The sequence below is a fragment of the Lysinibacillus sp. NPDC095746 genome, assembly GCF_044763535.1.
Taxonomy (GTDB): domain Bacteria; phylum Bacillota; class Bacilli; order Bacillales_A; family Planococcaceae; genus Lysinibacillus.
Genome location: NZ_JBIWGL010000023.1, coordinates 38,842 through 57,925, shown reverse-complemented (window position 1 = coordinate 57,925; position 19,084 = coordinate 38,842). Strand labels below are relative to the sequence as shown.

Below are 19,084 nucleotides of genomic sequence, written 5' to 3'. Positions count from 1 at the left end.
TTGGCCGTTATTTTAGAAGCTGAGATAAGAATTTCTTCATTTGCTTTAAAATATGGGTCTAAAATATTGTAAAAAGCTTACCATATTTCTTCGCTTTTTTCTTGTTCTCCTTTTTTATCAAGTGCTTGATACTCTTCATAAAGTTGTTTTAATTTCTTACTATCTGCATCACTAACTTTGAATTCAAAGTTAGCCATGTATTCTTCAAATGTTTGAGGCTTTTCGAACTGATTAATCAGGTATTATAAAAGTGTAGGCGTAGTTTAGTTGGACAAAAAGGATTTAGATAAAAAATACAAAAGTGAGGGAATTTTATGAAAAAAGAAAAGCAACCACTAGTTATTGCTATTGCTGCAGTTTCTGGTGGAGGAAAAACAACTATATCGACTCACCTAAACGAAAGATTACAAAATTCTAAAATACTATTTTTTGATGAATATGATTTTGATGGCCCTGATGATATTATAGATTGGATTGACAATGGTGCTAATTATGATGAGTGGAACTTGGCTCCTCTAATAAGAGATTTAGAAGGGTTACTAACGGAACCTTTAGATTACATAGTGCTGGACTTCCCGTTTGCCTATAAACACTCTAAAACGAGTAAATTCTTTGATTTTACTGTGTTTATTGATACTCCTTTGGATATCGCTATGGCACGTCGAGTATCTAGAGATTTTAAGAATAGTACTGTTGAGAATATTTTAATGGATATGGAGGGGTATATTTCACAAGGAAGGCGTGGATATCTAGAGATGTTAGAAACAATAAAACCGAATTCTGATATCATTGTTGATGGGACTTTACCCGTCTTCGAAATTGTAAGTATTATTTCCCAATACATAGAACAAATTGATTAACAGATATATTTTCACCATATTTATTAAACTAGAAAGATTGACTAAAGTTTTATAAGGCACTTTAAATAATCCGTAAAAAGACTACTCCGTGAGTGTTTTTTTAAAATTTGACTTTATGAAGTACCAACTTTACAATAAAGTTCATTGAATGATAAGCATGTGTTGTGTTCTCTATATAATTTATACGTTATAGGTACACAAACCACTATGGTATAATATTAAAAACGGAATAATAAGATAGAGGTACAAATCAGCAATTCGATTTGTTTAAAAGGGAAGATCGGTGTAAATCCGACGCTGTCCCGCAACTGTAAATGTGAGCATGTTTCAAAAGACCACTGTTACGCATTGTAATGGGAAGGTGAAAAGTGTGATGAACATAAGCCAGGAGACCTGCCTTTATCTAGTACAGCCAAAAAACCTACGAGGATAGGGGGTGTTGAGTGTGACTAGAGAAATTCTTCTGCATGCTCATAGTACGATGATTGCTAAAAAGGTAGCTTCTATTTCTATAACGAATAGAAAGCTTTTTTCGCCGTGTCAATCACCGTATTATGTAGTGTATATGTCATAGTAGGCATCTTTCTGTTGACGGAAAGATGTTTTTTTATGCTAAAATTGAAGGAGTGTTACACATGAATCCACAAGTAATCGAGTATTATGAAAATCTATTAAAATTTGAAGTCATGGAAACGCAATATACAAGTACTTCTCAAACATTAAATGAGATAGTTGAAGAGTATATAGAGCAAAATGCTGTTCATGAAAATGATATTCTAACAGCTTATACGAATGTAATGAAAGAACTAATTGGATAAAAAGTGGCGTAATAGCCCCACTGATTACTAGTCTTCACCAAGGTTAAAAGGCTACATAATGTCCCTTAAAAGGGAGAACATTATGTAGCCTTTTTTGTCACTTTAGACGTTATTTTGCATATGTTTTTGGTGTATAATGACAATAAAGTTATTGAATTTTGATTAATAAAAGCTAAGAACCTTACTACATTCAACGTCGCAAGGCTCTTTGAAGTTGTTTCAAATTACCATCCATCTTTGTTTACTTCTTATTGAACTAACGCATCTGTTCGTTTAAGTGTAACTATTCACAATACTTGATATTATATAGGTGAATAGAAAGATAAATTAAAATTTAGTTTAGTAGTTGGATTCTCTTATAATTTTTCAAAAAGGAGGGTTTATGAAAAAGATTATTGTTTTTGTATTAACGATATTTATATTATTCTCAGGATTCGCCACACAAAGTTATGCGTTGTCAGATTCGAAATCTGCGGCAATACAAGCATTGCTAGATGATGCCCGTCGTATATCAGGTGTGCCGGGAATGTCAATCTCAATACTTGCTGATGATGAAGTGTTCTACTTTTCTTCAGGGTATGCAGACCGTGAAAAGGGGTTGCCTGCAAGTGAAAATACACTCTATGAGTTAGCCTCGGTCAGTAAAGCTTTTACCGGTATGGGTATTATGCTGTTGGAAGAGCAAGGGCTGCTCTCAATGACTGACCCTGTCCAAAAATATTTACCTTGGTTTACGTTAAAGTATCAAGGGGAACCTGTTGATATGCAAAGCCTTACACTAAATAACTTTCTTCACCATACCAGTGGTCTAACAAATATTAGGCATACTCAAAATATTCCACAAGGCAATACACCGGATATGTTGCAAAAGACTGTGGAAATGCTCGTGGATGCTGAATTGGCGTTCCCTCCCGGTGAACAGTATAACTACGGAACCGTTAATTATGACATATTGGGTTTGGTTATTGAGATTGTGTCACGACAAAGCTATGAAGACTTTATGAGTGAACAGGTATTGAAGCCGTTGGGTCTTCATCAGACGTATGTTTATAAAGAAGATGCTCAAGCCACTGGACAGTTGGCACAGGGCTACCGTTCTTCCTTTTTTATGACAACGCCATTTCAAGCTCCGGATTATGCTGGGAATAAACCCGCAGCCTACATCATTTCTAATACAAAAGATATGGCGCGTTGGATGGGCATACAGATGGGTATCGTGCAGGACATACCCGAAATATTTCACACGATTATCGAAAAATCACATAGGGGTGATATGTCTGTTTCGGCTGTCAACGATATGTATTATGCGGCAGGCTGGTCGGTAAACGCCGACCAAACGATTATAGAACACACTGGGGGCAATCCAAATTTCAGAACCGAAGTAGCCATACTGCTAAATGAACGAACAGCTGTTTGCTTGCTGAGCAATGGCGCAAATACCAATATAAACCTGGTACTTAAAGTTAAAGATATATTAGACGGCAATCTAACTCAGTCATATGAAATGAGCGGCACACAGCTTTTGGATATCATTTTGTCGTCTATCACAATTATTTTTTGCCTATTGGCCGTTTTGCTACTTCTCTTAGGATTACGCAGAAGAAAAACGAATGAGCGACAGCCAATGACAAAAAAGAGAATAATCGTAACAGTGACTTTCCTGATTGCTACGATTGCCCTGGGTATACTGTGTTGTGCTTTCGATTGGTCAACCATACTTATTTGGCGAACATATAGTGTTCTTACAGCTTTGATTTCGTCAGCATTATTAACAGCAAGCATTACATGGTTTGTATACAGTCACCGATAAAATACCTCGCTCCCAAGATAAGCATAATGTTAAGTAATTAAATTTCAATTTATCGGTATGTTTATTTTGAAAACCATAAGACACTTCGGTGTCTTTTTTTATATCATCGACAATTTTCCCAGTCAAACCTAATTACTATTGCTTCCACCAACCTCCTCCGTTCATGGAATAAGAATTTTTAAACAACTATTCGAGAGGCGTTTGTTGAAAAAGGCTATTCATTACGATATGATTCCAAAACAAATCAACAGTTTCCCATTTTGCCAAATGAGGTATTAAGGAAATTAAGCAAAAAATATTCTTTTTCCTTATAGGAAAAAGTCGATGATACCCAAAGTGTTGTGAGATTTTGTACCAGTTGGGCTACAAAAAAGGAGAATGTTGAAATGCTGATAGAGGATATTAAGAAATTAGAATAACAGGGTACGAACTACCTTTTTCTAGGTAAACAAAGCGCAAATGTAACTTCACACCTGATTTTTTTTACGGAATTCAGCCCATCTATGGTTGTTTAAGTTCAATGGCAGTGTGCTGGAATCAATGATTTTTAGTGGTTGTATTTTTTCGACGCTGCTTAAAATCCGTTTTCTCATTAATTTGCATGACCAAGTCTAGAAAAATCTGTTGGAAAAACTCAGATGGCACTTGATTTGATCAGCCGACCTAACTGCGAAGAGCTAATGGACTCTATATCCTTGCTTTTTGCAGGTCTTCTGATAACAGCGTGTCACTGAAGGCACGTAGACTTTCGGTTTCATTCAGCTGTGCAAACAGTAATAACTTCAAGAATGAAGCGATGTGCAAAATAACGTCTAAAGTGACACTTTTTCTATGAAAATACGGTTTTAATCTAATTATATCAATAGGAATACATCTATTTGTCATAAAAAAACCTCTAGGACTTCATACTTATTTCACTTTTTATCTATATAATAATTTTGCGCTTATTATTATAGATTGGAGAATTAGACATGAAGAACACGTTTTATCAGAGCTTTTGGCGAACGCACTTTTATGCCGCGTTATTTATTACTCCACTTCTTATTTCACTAACGTTAAGTGGTATAGGTTATTTATTTTATACCAATGTTGAAAATCAGTTATATGATAAATACTTTTTTGGTGAAAGTGGAAAAACTGAGGTTCAATCTATTGATGATGCTGTTAAGCTTGCAGAAGAATCATATGCTGGCTATAAAACAAATAAAATTATAGAGTTAGAAGAGCCTTACAATACTCGTTTATCAATGAAGAATGCAGATGGCAAAGAGAAATATGTGTTCCTAGATCGTCATAACCAAATTATCGGTGGTCAGGATGCTGATTACACATTTGCAAATATTATGAGAAATGCTCATAGTTCCTTATTTATTGGAGGAACGGTTGTCAATTATTTAGTAGAATTAGCGGCTTGTTGGGCTATTTTTTTACTACTTTCAGGCATTTACATGACGTTTAAAGCAAAAATACTAAAGAAAACAAAGCAGACGAATAAACGTCAAAAGAGTAGAAAATTCCATGCACTTATTGGAACAATTATAACAATTCCGATGCTTGTTATTATTTTCACAGGCTTACCATGGTCAGCGCTAATGGGGAAATATATTTATCAAGCTTCACAAGATCATCCATCTTTCGGTACGCCGTTATTACAGCAGCAGCCACCTACATCTGATGTCAGTGAGATTCCTTGGGCTACTCGTCAAGAAACCCCTCCATCGTCCGATTCGGCACATGCAGCGCACCATGGTATGGGGGCTAATATGGGCTATGTTGCTAACCCTAACCAACTGAGTGTAGAAAAGCTGCAACATGAAATTGATGCAATGAATATATCAAAACCATACGCTATTATTTATCCTACTAGTGAAGACGGTATCTATACAGTTGCAAAATCTAGTAACACTGGTGTTACAGGGCTTGATGTTAGTCCGTATGATGAAACGACAATGTATTTTGATCAATATAGCGGAAAATTTATAGACAAGGTTGGATATGAGGACTATGGTATTCTTGCCAAATGGTTCACATGGGGAATTCCTTTACATGAAGGTCACTTGTTTGGTTGGCCAAATAAATTAATCAATTTACTAGTATGTCTTGCATTTTTAGTAGTTATTATTTGGGGAGTTAGTACATGGCTATTACGAAAGAAACAAGGTATGCTATCTGCACCACCTAAAATCTCTCAAAAGGTATCCATTCCTTTTATCATCTTCATGATTATTTTAGGTATACTGATGCCACTATTTGGGCTATCATTAATTGCTGTAGTACTCATTGAAATAATAATAAATTTAGTATCTAAAAATAAAAAAGAAGTCCATTAAAAAAAGCGATTACTGTATCCTATAAATAAGGAATACAGTATCGCTTTTCTTTTTCTAAAGCCACCCTTTATCACTGGCGATTTGCACAGCTTGTTGTCTAGACTCAACATGAAGTTTTTGAATAGAAGTAGATAAATAGTTTCGAATAGTGCCTTTCGTTAAAAATAATTTTTTACTAATCTCATTTGTTGTGAGACCTTCTTTTACAAGCTGCAGAACTGCAATTTCACGATCATTTAGTGGATTCTGTTCTTTCATAAATAACGTAGCAGCTAAATCTCTACTAACTACTTTTTCACCATTCATCACTTTTCTTATTGTTTCAATTAAATAGTCGATTGGTTCATCTTTTAATAAATAACCTTGTACCTCACAATCCATCGCTTTTTGTAAATAGCCAGGGCGTGCAAAGGTAGTGACAATCATCACCTTGCACGGTAAATTTGCCTGTCTTATTTTTTCGGCAAGTTCCAGACCAGTAAGGTTGGGCATTTCGATGTCCAATACACAAACGTCGGGTAGCTCTTGTTGAATATATTCCCATGCTGTTTGACCATCTGAAACTTCTGCAATCACTTCTATATCTGGCTCAAACGACAATAAGGACTTTAAGGCGCCACGTAACATTTGTTGATCTTCTGCTAATAATACTCTTATCATGTAGTTGGCTCCTTTTTATAGTGTTGGATGGGCATTGATAAAGTCACAATCGTTCCGTCTGTCGGTAAATTGTCAACGGAAGCATTTCCTTGAAGGGCATTCATTCGTTCTTTCATCGATGAGAGTCCATTCCCGTGCCCTTGGTTATGTAAGCCAATACCATCGTCCACAACGTTTATCTTTAAAATTCCATGCATATAGTTGATATCTATTTGGCATTTTTTTGCTTGACTATGTTTAATAATATTGGTAGTTGCTTCACGAAGACATAAGGACAGCATCGTTTCTTCCACACTAGCTAGTAGTAGCTTAGGACAGTTATTTTTTATTTTTATGGAGATATCTGCTGTTTGTAAATGCTGCTTACAATGATTAAGCTCACTTTCTAACGAAATAAAATTCATATCGGAAACTAATTCTCTTACTTGCTTTAATGCTGTTCGTGTTGTTGCTAAAATATCATTTAACTCATCTTTCACACGCATCGTATCTTTATCGACTAATTTTGTAGTTAGCTCGGTTTTTACTTTAATCATTGTCAATGTATGGCCAAGCGTATCGTGGAGGTCCCTTGCAATACGTTGTCTTTCTTCTTGCTGAACAAGCTGGGTATTTACCTCCGTTAATTCCAATTGTAATTTTTTGGACTTTTCTACGTAGTAAATTAGCATTGGAAATAGTAGCTGAATGATCATTATGGGTATCAATGCTTGAAATTGTAATTTATAAGATGCTCCCGATTCAAACCAAATCACTATAAAAAACATTAAGGCAACGGCAATCATTCCTATAGCGATATGCCATTTCCTTTTAGCTCTCCCAATTAAATCAGCAAATGTAAATCCAAACAATAACATAGTAGACCCTTCATAAATACCCAGTATGATAATAAGTGTAAAGCCTAGTAAAGATGCTAACAGTAAACGCCAATCTTTAAACCATAAAGCAACAAAGAAGGCTATTAAAAATAACATAAGAATTATTATTTTAGCTATTAACGGTAATTGAGAATTCGAACTTAATACCATAGTAAATAAAAAAACGAGCGATACAACATCGATAATTAAATAGTGTTTTGCCTGATCTCTTGGATAAATCTTTATAGTTCACACCAACCCTTTGCGATTATTTCTGTGTGACACTTTGAATGGCATGTTTCCGAACCCATTCCATTGGCCCAATATGAAAATGCTTGATACAAATATGTGCAATGAAAAGTTGTAGAAGGGAAAGAGTTAGCCAAATGCTGATAACTTCAATACTATTTAATTTTCCACCTAAACCTAAGCCCCAGCCATAGAAAATAATAGATGCAATAATATTTTGCAGCACATAGCAACTTAAAGACATTTTCCCAATCTCACCAAACCTCTTCCATAACCAATCAAGCTTCTTATATTCTACCATTTTACCTAATATTCCAATATAACCAATAGATAGGATTGGTGCAAATAAATATCGAACAGGTAAATCAAATACGCCTCCAGGAATAAAGATTAGGAGATTTAAAGGTATCCCAATAAAAATACCAATTTTGAATAGCTTTTGACGCGTTTGACGTCCTCTGTCATCTTGTAAAAATACACCATTCCTCATTAGCTTAACACCAAGTAAAAATAAAAAGATATTCATGGGGATAATAAAAATAGCTTCCGTTCTAAAATAAAGAAAATATGTTAAACGATTTTGTATTTGCTCAAACCAAGTGCCATTTTCATAAAGACTAACGATTGGATCGAGCCCAACGATGGAAACATTAGCACCACCCTGCAATGTGCCGATTAAAATCAATAGAATCATTAGTGCATGGAAACTACCAAAAACGTATAACGCACGTTTAATCGCTTTGTCACCAAATTTAACGATAAAGGCAACGATAACAGCTGTCACAGCATAGCTCATTAAAATATCATATTCCATAACGAAGGTGAAGTGGATAAGACCCTCCATAAATAAAAAGACTATCGTCCAAATATACATGCCTGGCCAAACATTTCCTTTTCGCAAAGCTTGCTGATATTTTAATTCCAGACCAACACCAAACATGATTGTTAATAAACCAAGGAGTTTACCGTTTACTAAAAAAAGGACTGCCATTCGTAAAAAATCGTTCAATGACCACCAACCTGAATAACTACTCGTTGTGATATACGAAATGTCTCCAAGATATGCAAAAATCCAAATATTTGTGCCAAGTGTCCCTAATACGGCAAAGCCTCGTAACATATCGATTAGGGGTAATCTTTGTTGAACTTTCATCATAAAATCACTCTTTCTTTGTTTTCTTACAATAATGATAAGAAAACGAAACGAAAAAACATATTCACACCAGTCAAAGGTTCTTTATGACAGGTGTCATTTTAGCACAAACTCCCATGAAAGAACATGATCGTCTTTCATTTTCTGTGGTGTAGCGCGGGTTTTGCGCTACATGGTTGGCTAACGGGTTAACAATGAAATGGGGAGGTCAATTGGCATACGAATTGGACCTTCCTCATTTGTTGATATATAATGTTTCTCGTCGTTTAAACAAGTTGATTAGCATTGAAACTAACAATAAAATTATTAGCAATTAGTCTGTTAACTTTCTCAAAATAAATGACATCATCTATATGGAGTAACTGAAGAGTCTCATCTTCATGTTAAACGGGAGGAACAATTATTTGAAAAAGTTTCGTGGAAAAAAGCGTTATTTCCGTAACTTATTGCGGGAGACAAAAGCAGAACTGTATAATTTAGACTTTGGAAAAGAAGGTTGGTTTGATTTATGGCACACCCATCTTGATTTTTACGGGGTTGGGAATAATAGTTTGAAAATAAAAAGAGAACATATAAAAGCAAATATAGCTTTATTGTATAGTTTATTAGAAGAACTCCAAACCCTCGAAAAACCATATCAATCGTGGATAGAAATAGTTGACGAAGATGCTAGTTTAGATGCTATCTATATACATACACCGAATCCTAATGAGGACAATTTTCCACTTAAGATAGAAAAATTAAACTGGAATTGTACTGTCCCTAAATATTTAAAGGATATAATTGACCTAAAAGAATTTAATGTAGGACATTATAAATGGGACTTATATAACTCCTACATCATTCAGTCCAAAAATAACGAGCTTGAATTATAAATTTGAGAAATGAACTGCACCCAATTGTTAGACACAGCATCTATCAATTGAGGTGTAGTTTTTTATGCAAGTTAAAGATTATTCAAGGCTTTAATTCAAAGTTTTATCTAAAATATAAATTTAAATATTGCGAAAACTAATACAATTAGTTAAAATGATAATACAATTAGTTAACGAAGGGGATATGATTTAGAATGAAGATTACGAAGAATGGTACCGTGTTTCAATTGTCATTTATGCCAAGAGTCTTTCCTGTTAATTGTTATATTGTAGAAGAAGAAAGCGAGCTTACACTGATCGATGCAGCCCTACCATATAGTGCAAAAAGTATAATAAAAGCGGCTGAAAGTATTGGTAAACCGATTACAAGAATCATCATTACTCACGCACATAGTGATCATATAGGAGCTCTAGATACGTTAAAAGAATTATTACCAGATAGTCAGGTGTGCATTTCTTCGAGAGATGCTTTGTTATTGGAAGGAAATAGTGCATTACTTCCAAATGAAAAAAATACACCAATTCGGGGAGGCATACCAAAAAATATTAAAACTAAACCAGACTTATTACTCGAAGAGGGTGATCGTGTCGGCTCATTAGAAGTGATTGCAACTCCAGGTCATACACCTGGTTCCATCACTCTTTTTGATACACGTAATAGAAGTTTAATTGCTGGTGATGCCCTCGTAACTAGAGGAAAACTACTAGTATCTGGAGTGATGAATCCACTGTTTCCATTTCCTGCTCTTGCAACATGGGATAAAAGCACAGCTCTAATAAGTGCAAAAAAATTAAGGGCTTTAAATCCAAGCTTACTTGCTGTAGGGCACGGGAAAATGTTAAAGCAACCACAGGAGCTTTTGGACATAGCAATAGCCGAAGCAGAAAAAAATTTTAGACAATCCAAATAGGAAGTGAAAAAAATGTCCCGTCGAATGAAAATAGATATATCGATTATTTTACAAAAGGCAACGGAGCTAGTTGATGAACAAGGATTGGACCAACTTTCAATTGGACTATTAGCTGAAAAATTGGAAATACGACCACCTTCCTTGTATAACCATCTTGATGGATTAAATGAATTGAAGCAGAAGTTAGCTATTCAAGGCGTAAAAAAACTAAATGAATATATGCTACAAGCTGCAGTAGGACGTTCAGGTGATGATGCTGTTCGAGCAATTAGTCAGGCATATATTCAATTTGTTAGAGAGCACCCGGGGTTATACGATGCTAGCACTCGCTTTCCGGATGCTAACGATCAAGAACTACAGCAAGCCCAAGAAGCTGTCGTGCAACTTGTACTTCAAGTGCTGGATGCCTATAATTTGCATGAAGAAATTGCGATTCATATGGTCAGAGGATTAAGAAGTATTCTACATGGATTCACTTCTATTGAACAAATGGGGGGATTTGGGATGCCACTTAATATCAATAAAAGCTTCTTCATCTTAATTAATACTTTTATTGAGGGCATTCATGCAGTTACGATTAATGAAGATAAATATATGCAAACGGATGACTAAGGAAGGAATTTTGTCCATTTTAATTTGAATGGGGGAAAAAAGAAGCGGGAAATGACACAGAGGATTAATTTCCCGCAATAACTTTCCCACATTATTTAGTACATGAATAAATTCTATAGTCTAAAACGCCTTCATACTTTAAGTTCATATCAAAATGTTTATCCATTACTTCATAAAGTTCAGGTGCAATATCCTTCGAGTGATGAAGTTCAGGAATGGAGAAGATTGATTTATTTTTTTGTATACGAATATTATTAAAACCAGCCTGGTTAAGCAAAGCTACCCAATCCTTTTTCATTGAACAAGAATCAAATCCATAAAACTGTTTGATTTCCTTTTCAATTTTTTTCTCAAGTGGTTGATGAATAGTAAATTCAATGGCAATAAACCGACCGCCATTTTTTAATAAACGAAAAATTTCTTTAAGGGCATTAGGTTTATTGACAAAAGAAAGAACAGATTCAGAAATAATAAAGTCAAATGTATGATCAGGTAATGGAACTTGTTCAATTGAGCATTGAATTATTTTTACGGGTAAGTGATTTTTTTTTATTCTCCTTTTAGCCTTTGCCACCATTTCAGGATTGATATCAATACCAGTTACTTTTGCTTTATATGTCTCCGCCAAGTAGGCAGCAGTTTGGCCTGTACCACAGCCTACATCCAAAATGCGGGAATTTTCGCTAATGCTTTCTACCTTGAATATTTCCTTTGTTAGATTAATACCACCGGGATGGGCACCGCCTACACCAAATTTGGACAGAAAATCTAGATATTTTGAATTTTGAATCGGAATCCCTTCTTTATTCGTATTTTTGTATAATATGAAATTAAAAATAGTATGGTTCCAGAGATGTCATGAGGAATCTTTACAAAAAGGAAGAGGAGAATTATAAATAGTCTTCTTTAACATTTTACAATACATATCTATATATTTTTTTAGCAACTTCTCCGATAGTCTAAACAATAAAAAAATACAGACGTATACTAGTAAAAAGATATTTGATAGGGGGTGAATTGATGCCATTTTATCCACCGAATCCTAGAATGAGACCATTCCCACCAAGAAATAGACAAGGTTTTGGCCCTCCTATTCAAGGTAGAAGAGGGCAACCTTTCTTTTACCCTAATCAGCAGCCCCAAACTTCTAGATTTGGAAGATTACCACAGCATTTAAATACCATTATGAACCATGCAGGAACAATAACAAATGGAGTTGGTATGTTACGGCAAATGGGCGCATTTTTAAATTTCTTTAGGTAGATTATTTCGATGGATCTTTTAAAGTCCGCCTTATAAAAATAGTAAGAAAGACTTTAAAACCCCTCTAAAGAGTAACTTTTCTTAAGAGGGGTTGTTGTCATTGTTTAGAATGCTTATTTAAGTTGCTTTTCAATAATAGAGCGATTTTTCTCTTTAAACACTTCATTATGTGATGACACGACACCATGACGATAAGCAGTAGGCTCTAAATACGTTTTAATAGAGTTTACGGCATTAGCTGCATCCTGGAAGGTACCTAGAAGTAGATTGATTTTTCCTTCAAACGTTAAAATATCACCCGCTGCAAAAATACCAGGCTGCACAGTTTCTCCCGTTGCTTTTCCTTCGAAATAGTAATCATTTTTTTTCGGAATGGTCAGTGATTGATCCAATTCTAATGATGCTTCGCGGTTATAGCCATGACTAACAATTACTTCATCGATTTGACGCGTATAGCTTTGCTTTGTTTTTGAGTTTTCGCATGTCACTAGTTGAATAGCTGTTTTATCCGCATTAGCAGTCAATTTTGAAATAGTTGTATGGCATTCAATCTTTACGCCAGCATCTAAAGCTTCTTGTATTGTTGCTTCATGCGCAGATAACTTATCTTTACGATAAACTACAGTTACATTTTTAGCGATAGGACAAAGTTCAACTGCCCAGTCAATAGCCGCATTTCCGCCCCCTGAAATAATAATCTCCTTGTCCACAAAGTGTCGATAAGACTGCACAGTATAGTGTAAATTAGTCATTTCATATTTTTCTGCACCTTCTAGTGAGAGCTTTTGAGGGTTAATAATACCACCACCAACTGCTAAAATAACGGTTTTAGAATAATGTTTATCTCCTTGTGTAGTATGTAGAACAAAAATATCATCTTGGCGCTCTATGAAATCGACTTTTGTACTTGTTAAAATGGTTGGATCAAAGGTTTTTGCCTGCGCGATTAACTGTTTTACAAATTGTTCACCTAATACAGGCGGGTGTCCACCAATATCCCAAATGAGCTTTTCAGGATAAAGTAAAACTTTACCACCAAGCTGCTGCTGACTCTCAATTAATTTCGTCTTTAATCCCCGTAAACCACTATAAAAGGCACTATATAGACCTGCAGGGCCACCACCAATAATTGTTACATCGTATAAATGTTGCATTTATATCACCACATCCTTAAAAAATAAATATTCATTTATGCCTAAGCATATTGCGTCCAGAATCGATAGAGGTAGGAGACTCCTGTACCTGTCGCAAGACATTTGTAACTACCGTTTCACGTACGTTACAAAAGACACTTACTGGAAGAAGTTAAAAAGTGTTTGACAAAACTTTATAGGAAAACTAGACTTACTATAGTGATAATGATTATCATTATCGACTAATCGTTATCATAGCATGGAAAGAAGTAAAAGGAAAGAGAGGTTATGTTGTGCGTTTACAAGTTGAATCGATTCGTATCGGCTATGAGGACAAAATGATTGTGCATGATTTATCGCTACAAATTCCAGATGGTAAAATAACGACCATTATTGGTTCCAATGGCTGTGGTAAATCAACACTTTTAAAGGCTATTACAAGGATTTTGAAGCATAAAAGTGGGCAAGTCATATTAGATGGTCAAAATATTTCCGAGATGAATACAAAAGAATTAGCGAAAGAACTTGCTATCTTGCCACAAAGCCCGGAAAGTGCACATGGTTTAACAGTCGAAGAGCTTGTATCCTACGGTCGATTTCCATATCAAAAGGGCTTCGGTAATTTATCGCAAAAGGATAAAGAAATGATTGACTGGGCCTTAAAGGTAACTAAAACGGATGACTTTCGTCAGAACACGGTTGATGCCTTATCAGGTGGACAGCGTCAACGGGTGTGGATTGCGATGGCATTAGCGCAAGAGACCGATATTATTTTTTTAGATGAGCCAACAACGTATTTAGATATGGCCCATCAGTTAGAGGTTTTAGAATTACTTTACAAGCTTAACGAAGAAGAGGGACGCACAATTGTTATGGTGCTACATGATTTAAATCAAGCAGCACGTTTTTCAGATTTTATCGTGGCGCTATCAAAAGGAGAGCTTGTGAAGTTTGGTACTGCAGAGGAAGTCATGGTACCTGAAGTATTAGAAAAAGTGTTTAATATTGATGCAGTCATTGGTAAAGATCCACGAACAGATAAGCCAATGTGCATTACATATAACTTACTAGAAACAGTGTAAAAGGGAGATATATTTATGAAAAAGTGGCTATTACCAATGTTTATGATGGTCGTACTAGTGCTTGCAGCGTGCGGCAATAAAGAAGAGAAGACGGATGAGGGCTCTAAAGATAAAGCATCCGCAGAAACGATAACGTATCAATCAGAATCAGGTCCTATTGAAGTACCAGCTAACCCTAAACGTGTAGTTGTGTTATCTTCATTTGTCGGAGATTTACTACAGCTTGGCGTTAATGTTGTCGGTGTCGATTCATGGGCTGCAGATAATCCGAACTTCCAAGATGATATTAAAGATGCAGTAGTTGTTGAGAATACGGATATTGAAAAAATTATCGAGCTTGAGCCAGATTTGATTATTGGTTTAAATGGTATTGAAAATGCGGATAAATTAGCAGAAATCGCACCAACCGTATTATTTACTTATGGTAAAGTGGATTATTTACAGCAATTTATTGAAATCGGTAAAGTTGTAAATAAAGAAAAAGAAGCAACTGATTGGGTAAAAGATTTTAAAGAGCGTGCTGCAGAAGCGGGTACAAAAATTAAAGAAAAAATCGGCAAAGACGCAACGGTTACGGTTGCAGAAATGTTCAATAAACAAATGTATGTTTATGGCGATAATTGGGGTCGCGGAACAGAAATTTTATATCAAGAAATGGGCTTGAAAATGCCAGAGAAAGTGAAGGAAGGTGCTTTAAAACCAGGTTATTTAGCCATTTCTCAAGAGGTATTAGGTGATTATGCGGGTGACTATGTGATTTTTAGTACATTTAAAGGTGAGGATAGCGCCATCAAAAATGCTGCTTGGTTTAAAGATTTAAAGGCTGAGAAAAATGGTCATTTATTTGAAGTGAATGGCAACGAATTTTACTTTAATGACCCAATCACTTTAGAAAATCAACTAGATTTCTTTAAAAAGAAATTTTTACAATAATTTCAGTAGAGAGTAGCGAAGGCAAATGACAAAGTTTCGACATTTCCCATTTTGGCTTCAGGTGTTGCTTGCACTGATCTTATTAGCAGTGACAGTTACGATTTCGCTCTGTATCGGAGCGGCAAATACGAGTATTGAAGATGTCTTTCAAGCAATTGTTGGAACAGACGGCGGTAAGCATTATGCTATTTTACGAGAAATTCGATTTCCACGAATTATTGCTGCTATTTTTGTAGGTAGTGCACTCGCAGTTGCTGGGGCTATTATGCAGGGGGTTACTAGAAATCCATTAGCAGATCCGGGACTTCTTGGCCTGACAGCAGGTGCGAATGCAGCACTTGCATTGACGATGGCATTTATCCCAAATTCGTCGTATTATATGCTTATTTTTACATGTTTCGTAGGTGCAGGCGTAGGGATGATTGTTGTCTATGGTATTGGCGCTTCAACAAAAAATGGTTTTTCTCCATTAAAGTTAGTTTTGGCTGGGGCTGCTGTATCCGCGCTATTACAAGCAATAGCAGATGGTACGGGGATATTATTTCAAATTTCAAAAGATGTTTCGATGTGGACGAGTGGTGGTTTAATAGGCACTACATGGCAAGCTTTAATAATTGCTCCTGTTATTTTGGTCGGATTAATTGTTGCGTTTGCGTTTAGTCGTCAGTTAACCATTTTAAGTTTAAATGAAGAAGTAGCTGTTGGGTTAGGACAAAATACAGCCGTTATTAAAGGAATTATGATGTTTGTCGTTGTCATTCTTGCAGGGTCCGCAGTAGCACTTGTAGGTAATCTAGCGTTTGTTGGGTTAATGGTGCCACATATTGTCCGTGCAATTGTAGGGACAGACTATCGATTTGTTTTACCGATGAGTGCTATTATCGGTGGATGGTTTATGGTAACGGCGGATTTTGCAGGTAGAATAATTAATGCGCCATATGAAACTCCGGTAGTTGCGATTATTTCAATTATTGGCCTTCCGTTCTTCTTACTTCTTGTTCGGAAGGGAGGGCGTCAAATTGTTTAATGTCGGGCGAAAAAAACAACGTAGATGGCTAATGGCTTGGATCTTATTAACAATAGTCATTTTTGTTATGGGTATTTCAATGGGAGCAGCTTCGGTTTCGATTGATCGCATCATACCGATTTTAATGGGAGATGGTAGCTTCAAAGAATCATTCGTATTGTTCTCTGTTCGCTTGCCCAGATTGTTTGTGCTGGCAGCAGCCGGGATGGCTTTAGCTTTAGCTGGTGCCGTTTTGCAGGGGGTGACCCGTAATGACTTAGCGGACCCTGGTATTATTGGAATTAATGCAGGTGCAGGTGTTGGGATTACGCTTTTTTATCTCCTTGTCAATGGAGATGTACCTAACTTTGCGTATATGTTGCCGCTTGTAGGATTTTGTAGCGCTTTATTAACGGCACTCTGCATTTACTTTTTCTCGTATAAGCGCAATGAAGGTGTGCAGCCGGTCCAACTTATTTTAGTCGGAGTAGGTGTAGCATCTGCCTTATCGGGTGTAATGATCATATTAATTTCCTCAGCTGAGCGTAATGATGTGCAATTTATCGCGCAATGGCTTGCAGGTAATATTTGGGGAGCGGATTGGCCATTTTTCTGGGCTTTATTGCCTTGGCTTGTGCTAGGCATTCCATTTATTTTTTATAAAGCAAATGTGTTAAATGTACTGGCAATGACAGAACAAACGGCGGTTGGCTTAGGCTTAAACATCGAACGAGAGCGCTTACAATTAATAGTTGTCTCTGTAGCACTAGCTGCGGCAGCTGTATCAGTCACAGGAGGCATTGCCTTTATCGGTCTCATGGCTCCACATATTGCAAAGCAGCTTGTCGGACCGCGTTTCCAGTTCTTTTTACCTTTAACATTGTTTATCGGTGCAAGCTTACTAATGCTAGCGGATACAATTGGCCGCGTAGCGATTTCAAGTGCGACAGTGCCAGCAGGTATTATCGTCGCATGTATCGGTGCACCATATTTTTTATATTTACTACGAAAAAACGACTGAATGGCATTGGCTGTTCAGTTGTTTTTTTATAAACGGACAGGGGGCTTCGTACGACGAAGAAAGCTAGGATAGTCCGCTCAAAGTTGCGGATAGGAAGTTGAGAATGATCGATAATAGCGTCGTCAAAGTGGGGATTGGAGCAGAAAAGTAATAGCAGGTGCTAGACCAAGGCGATTTTTTTCGTTCTTTTTATCTAAAAAAATAAGCTGAAAATTTATTTTGCACAATTAGTATTTCAAGTTTTTTGGAACCCCTTTTTAGACCGGTAATTATTAATATAATAAATACAGGAGGGAAGAGACAATGATATTATTAGCACGACAGCAATCCCAAATGCATAGAATTCTAGAAGCCTTAATACAAAGGTTGCCTAATACACACATAGACTACATGAATTATTTTGAAAGATTAATGCGTATACAGGCTGGCTTTGCTGGAGAAAAGCGTGTAGATGCAGAATGGCTTGAAATTAATTTACCCACTCCACATTACTTCCTCCATGATTTACAAATACTTAATCACTTCGGGAAAACACATCAAATAGACACTATTCTAATATGCCCCCATTTTATATTAATACTAGAAATTAAAAATATAACAGGCTTTCTTGAATACGATGAGTCTTTTACTCAATTTACAAGAACTACTGCTCAAGGTGATGTTGAGGGAATGATTGATCCTTTTCATCAAGTTAGACGTCATGCTGAGTGGATAAAGAAGATATCACAGCAGTATAAGGTGGAGATTCCTATTCACTATGCAGTCGTTCTTGCAACGAAAAATGCTATTTTATCAGAAAGTTTAAAAGGACACCCAATTTTTCATGTTTCAGGATTACGTTATCATTTAAGGAAATGGCTTAAACAGCATAAAGAGGTGATACTAGATGTTGACAAGCTCTTTCTTTTTGCTACTAAATTAATGTCCAATCATATGCCAATTAAAAGAGAAATAGCCATTCCTGTTCAGGATATTATAAAAGGAGTGCTATGTGTACGTTGTTCAAATGGACAGCGAATGAGTTATCACTCTAAAAAATGGACTTGTCAACGCTGCGGATTAGTTGATCAGGAGGCTATTTTCAGAACGCTTGAAGATTACAAGTTGTTAATGGGCGATTCGTTAACGAATAAAAGCTTTTGTGAGTTTTTCGCAATAGATTCACCAGATTTAGCGTATAGGCTATTGAAGAAATTACCCTTAAAAGCAGAAGGAATAAAAAAACATAGGAAATATTGGATTTACGATGGATGATAGTCCGATCAAAGTCTTGGATAGAAAGCGAGAAAAATGGATAGAGCGCTCAAAGTTGAGGGGAAAGTCGGGAAAGGTGGATAGCGGTCAAAAACGTGGATAGAAAGCTGAGAAAGCTGGATAGCCTGCTCAAAAACGTGGATAGAAAGATGAGAAAGCTTGATAGCGGTCAAAAACGTGGATAGAAAGCCGAGAAAGCTGGATAGCCTGCTCAAAAACGTGGATAGAAAGCTGAGAAAGCTGGATAGCGGTCAAAA

Annotated in this window: 19 protein-coding genes, 2 pseudogenes and 1 riboswitch; of the genes and pseudogenes, 15 read left to right on the top strand and 6 right to left on the bottom strand. The window is 36.1% G+C overall.

The features are described 5' to 3' along the window. Positions 1 to 314: 314 nt before the first annotated feature. The 5 genes and pseudogenes from ACIQ7N_RS17000 to ACIQ7N_RS16980 all read left to right on the top strand — a co-directional run. Positions 315 to 860, top strand: a complete 546-nt coding sequence (locus ACIQ7N_RS17000; protein WP_402934214.1) for a nucleoside/nucleotide kinase family protein — start codon at positions 315 to 317, stop codon at positions 858 to 860. A 224-nt stretch (positions 861 to 1,084) separates the two neighbouring features. Further along, positions 1,085 to 1,275: riboswitch (cobalamin riboswitch) on the top strand. Positions 1,276 to 1,305: 30 nt separating this feature from the next. Further along, positions 1,306 to 1,434 (top strand): hypothetical protein, encoded by a 129-nt coding sequence (locus ACIQ7N_RS16995; RefSeq protein ID WP_402934212.1) that lies wholly within the window; start codon positions 1,306 to 1,308, stop codon positions 1,432 to 1,434. A 61-nt stretch (positions 1,435 to 1,495) separates the two neighbouring features. Continuing rightward, positions 1,496 to 1,678, top strand: coding sequence for a hypothetical protein (locus ACIQ7N_RS16990; RefSeq protein WP_132362959.1), 183 nt, complete (start codon positions 1,496 to 1,498; stop codon positions 1,676 to 1,678). A gap of 382 nt (positions 1,679 to 2,060) precedes the next feature. Then, positions 2,061 to 3,488, top strand: coding sequence for a serine hydrolase domain-containing protein (locus tag ACIQ7N_RS16985; protein ID WP_402934210.1), 1,428 nt, complete (start codon positions 2,061 to 2,063; stop codon positions 3,486 to 3,488). 218 nt (positions 3,489 to 3,706) lie between these two features. Then, positions 3,707 to 3,907: pseudogene (locus ACIQ7N_RS16980) on the top strand (low specificity L-threonine aldolase); the annotation flags it as partial. Between the two features lies 1 nt (position 3,908). Here ACIQ7N_RS16980 and ACIQ7N_RS16975 read toward each other — a convergent pair. Beyond that, positions 3,909 to 4,292, bottom strand: a pseudogene (locus ACIQ7N_RS16975) (IS4 family transposase); the annotation flags it as partial. Between the two features lie 167 nt (positions 4,293 to 4,459). On the opposite strand from ACIQ7N_RS16975, the gene ACIQ7N_RS16970 reads away from it, so the two are divergent. After that, entirely contained in the window at positions 4,460 to 5,818 is a 1,359-nt protein-coding gene (locus ACIQ7N_RS16970; protein WP_402934208.1) for a PepSY-associated TM helix domain-containing protein, read from the top strand. A 54-nt stretch (positions 5,819 to 5,872) separates the two neighbouring features. Here the strand turns inward: ACIQ7N_RS16970 and ACIQ7N_RS16965 are convergent, their stop codons facing one another. From ACIQ7N_RS16965 to ACIQ7N_RS16955, 3 genes are all read right to left on the bottom strand, one after another. After that, positions 5,873 to 6,478, bottom strand: a complete 606-nt coding sequence (locus tag ACIQ7N_RS16965; protein WP_402934206.1) for a response regulator transcription factor — start codon at positions 6,476 to 6,478, stop codon at positions 5,873 to 5,875. After that, the gene (locus tag ACIQ7N_RS16960) at positions 6,475 to 7,452 is read right to left on the bottom strand and encodes a histidine kinase (protein ID WP_402934203.1); all 978 of its coding nucleotides are present in this window, start codon (positions 7,450 to 7,452) and stop codon (positions 6,475 to 6,477) included. The genes ACIQ7N_RS16965 and ACIQ7N_RS16960 overlap by 4 nt, the downstream gene beginning before the upstream one ends. Before the next feature lie 151 nt (positions 7,453 to 7,603). Then, positions 7,604 to 8,737, bottom strand: coding sequence for a DUF418 domain-containing protein (locus tag ACIQ7N_RS16955; RefSeq protein ID WP_402934240.1), 1,134 nt, complete (start codon positions 8,735 to 8,737; stop codon positions 7,604 to 7,606). Between the two features lie 404 nt (positions 8,738 to 9,141). Between ACIQ7N_RS16955 and ACIQ7N_RS16950 the strand changes: the two genes are divergently transcribed. The 3 genes from ACIQ7N_RS16950 to ACIQ7N_RS16940 all read left to right on the top strand — a co-directional run bounded on the left by ACIQ7N_RS16950 (position 9,142) and on the right by ACIQ7N_RS16940 (position 11,135). Then, on the top strand, positions 9,142 to 9,612 hold the full coding sequence (locus ACIQ7N_RS16950; RefSeq protein ID WP_402934200.1) for a hypothetical protein: 471 nt from the start codon (positions 9,142 to 9,144) through the stop codon (positions 9,610 to 9,612). 194 nt (positions 9,613 to 9,806) lie between these two features. After that, positions 9,807 to 10,523 carry an MBL fold metallo-hydrolase gene (locus tag ACIQ7N_RS16945; RefSeq protein ID WP_402934197.1) on the top strand — a complete coding sequence of 239 codons (717 nt, stop codon included), beginning with the start codon at positions 9,807 to 9,809 and terminating at the stop codon, positions 10,521 to 10,523. Positions 10,524 to 10,535: 12 nt separating this feature from the next. Next, positions 10,536 to 11,135 (top strand): TetR/AcrR family transcriptional regulator, encoded by a 600-nt coding sequence (locus ACIQ7N_RS16940; RefSeq protein WP_402934195.1) that lies wholly within the window; start codon positions 10,536 to 10,538, stop codon positions 11,133 to 11,135. A gap of 91 nt (positions 11,136 to 11,226) precedes the next feature. Here ACIQ7N_RS16940 and ACIQ7N_RS16935 read toward each other — a convergent pair whose 3' ends face one another. Continuing rightward, a complete protein-coding gene (locus ACIQ7N_RS16935) occupies positions 11,227 to 11,841 on the bottom strand; it encodes a class I SAM-dependent methyltransferase (RefSeq protein WP_402934238.1) in 615 nt (204 codons plus the stop codon). A 314-nt stretch (positions 11,842 to 12,155) separates the two neighbouring features. Here ACIQ7N_RS16935 and ACIQ7N_RS16930 point away from each other — a divergent pair, with 314 nt between their 5' ends. Next, on the top strand, positions 12,156 to 12,398 hold the full coding sequence (locus ACIQ7N_RS16930) for a hypothetical protein (RefSeq protein ID WP_400935676.1): 243 nt from the start codon (positions 12,156 to 12,158) through the stop codon (positions 12,396 to 12,398). A gap of 113 nt (positions 12,399 to 12,511) precedes the next feature. On the opposite strand, the gene ACIQ7N_RS16925 is transcribed toward ACIQ7N_RS16930, so the two are convergent. Continuing rightward, positions 12,512 to 13,552, bottom strand: a complete 1,041-nt coding sequence (locus tag ACIQ7N_RS16925; protein WP_402934193.1) for an NAD(P)/FAD-dependent oxidoreductase — start codon at positions 13,550 to 13,552, stop codon at positions 12,512 to 12,514. 272 nt (positions 13,553 to 13,824) lie between these two features. Between ACIQ7N_RS16925 and ACIQ7N_RS16920 the strand changes: the two genes are divergently transcribed. The 5 genes from ACIQ7N_RS16920 (at position 13,825) to ACIQ7N_RS16900 (ending at position 18,827) form a co-directional block, all read left to right on the top strand. Beyond that, on the top strand, positions 13,825 to 14,613 hold the full coding sequence (locus ACIQ7N_RS16920; RefSeq protein WP_402934190.1) for an ABC transporter ATP-binding protein: 789 nt from the start codon (positions 13,825 to 13,827) through the stop codon (positions 14,611 to 14,613). Positions 14,614 to 14,628: 15 nt separating this feature from the next. Continuing rightward, positions 14,629 to 15,546 carry an iron-hydroxamate ABC transporter substrate-binding protein gene (locus ACIQ7N_RS16915; protein WP_402934187.1) on the top strand — a complete coding sequence of 306 codons (918 nt, stop codon included), beginning with the start codon at positions 14,629 to 14,631 and terminating at the stop codon, positions 15,544 to 15,546. 25 nt (positions 15,547 to 15,571) lie between these two features. Beyond that, entirely contained in the window at positions 15,572 to 16,573 is a 1,002-nt protein-coding gene (locus ACIQ7N_RS16910) for a FecCD family ABC transporter permease (RefSeq protein WP_402934184.1), read from the top strand. 31 nt (positions 16,574 to 16,604) lie between these two features. After that, complete coding sequence (locus ACIQ7N_RS16905) at positions 16,605 to 17,573, top strand: FecCD family ABC transporter permease (RefSeq protein ID WP_402934236.1); 969 nt, start codon at positions 16,605 to 16,607, stop codon at positions 17,571 to 17,573. A 303-nt stretch (positions 17,574 to 17,876) separates the two neighbouring features. Continuing rightward, positions 17,877 to 18,827: an NERD domain-containing protein gene (locus ACIQ7N_RS16900; RefSeq protein WP_402934181.1), complete on the top strand. Its 951-nt coding sequence runs from the start codon at positions 17,877 to 17,879 to the stop codon at positions 18,825 to 18,827. The last annotated feature ends 257 nt before the right edge of the window (positions 18,828 to 19,084 follow it).

Bases quoted from the DNA above. Each gene is read 5' to 3' on its own strand.
- ACIQ7N_RS16915 (WP_402934187.1), top strand. From the start codon at position 14,629: ATGAAAAAGTGGCTATTACCAATGTTTATGATGGTCGTACTAGTGCTT.
- ACIQ7N_RS16930 (WP_400935676.1), top strand. From the start codon at position 12,156: ATGCCATTTTATCCACCGAATCCTAGAATGAGACCATTCCCACCAAGA.
- ACIQ7N_RS16955 (WP_402934240.1), bottom strand. From the start codon at position 8,737: ATGAAAGTTCAACAAAGATTACCCCTAATCGATATGTTACGAGGCTTT.
- ACIQ7N_RS17000 (WP_402934214.1), top strand. From the start codon at position 315: ATGAAAAAAGAAAAGCAACCACTAGTTATTGCTATTGCTGCAGTTTCT.
- ACIQ7N_RS16940 (WP_402934195.1), top strand. From the start codon at position 10,536: ATGTCCCGTCGAATGAAAATAGATATATCGATTATTTTACAAAAGGCA.
- ACIQ7N_RS16990 (WP_132362959.1), top strand. From the start codon at position 1,496: ATGAATCCACAAGTAATCGAGTATTATGAAAATCTATTAAAATTTGAA.
- ACIQ7N_RS16945 (WP_402934197.1), top strand. From the start codon at position 9,807: ATGAAGATTACGAAGAATGGTACCGTGTTTCAATTGTCATTTATGCCA.
- ACIQ7N_RS16985 (WP_402934210.1), top strand. From the start codon at position 2,061: ATGAAAAAGATTATTGTTTTTGTATTAACGATATTTATATTATTCTCA.
- ACIQ7N_RS16960 (WP_402934203.1), bottom strand. From the start codon at position 7,452: ATGTTATTTTTAATAGCCTTCTTTGTTGCTTTATGGTTTAAAGATTGG.
- ACIQ7N_RS16910 (WP_402934184.1), top strand. From the start codon at position 15,572: ATGACAAAGTTTCGACATTTCCCATTTTGGCTTCAGGTGTTGCTTGCA.
- ACIQ7N_RS16970 (WP_402934208.1), top strand. From the start codon at position 4,460: ATGAAGAACACGTTTTATCAGAGCTTTTGGCGAACGCACTTTTATGCC.
- ACIQ7N_RS16965 (WP_402934206.1), bottom strand. From the start codon at position 6,478: ATGATAAGAGTATTATTAGCAGAAGATCAACAAATGTTACGTGGCGCC.
- ACIQ7N_RS16905 (WP_402934236.1), top strand. From the start codon at position 16,605: ATGGCTTGGATCTTATTAACAATAGTCATTTTTGTTATGGGTATTTCA.
- ACIQ7N_RS16925 (WP_402934193.1), bottom strand. From the start codon at position 13,552: ATGCAACATTTATACGATGTAACAATTATTGGTGGTGGCCCTGCAGGT.
- ACIQ7N_RS16900 (WP_402934181.1), top strand. From the start codon at position 17,877: ATGATATTATTAGCACGACAGCAATCCCAAATGCATAGAATTCTAGAA.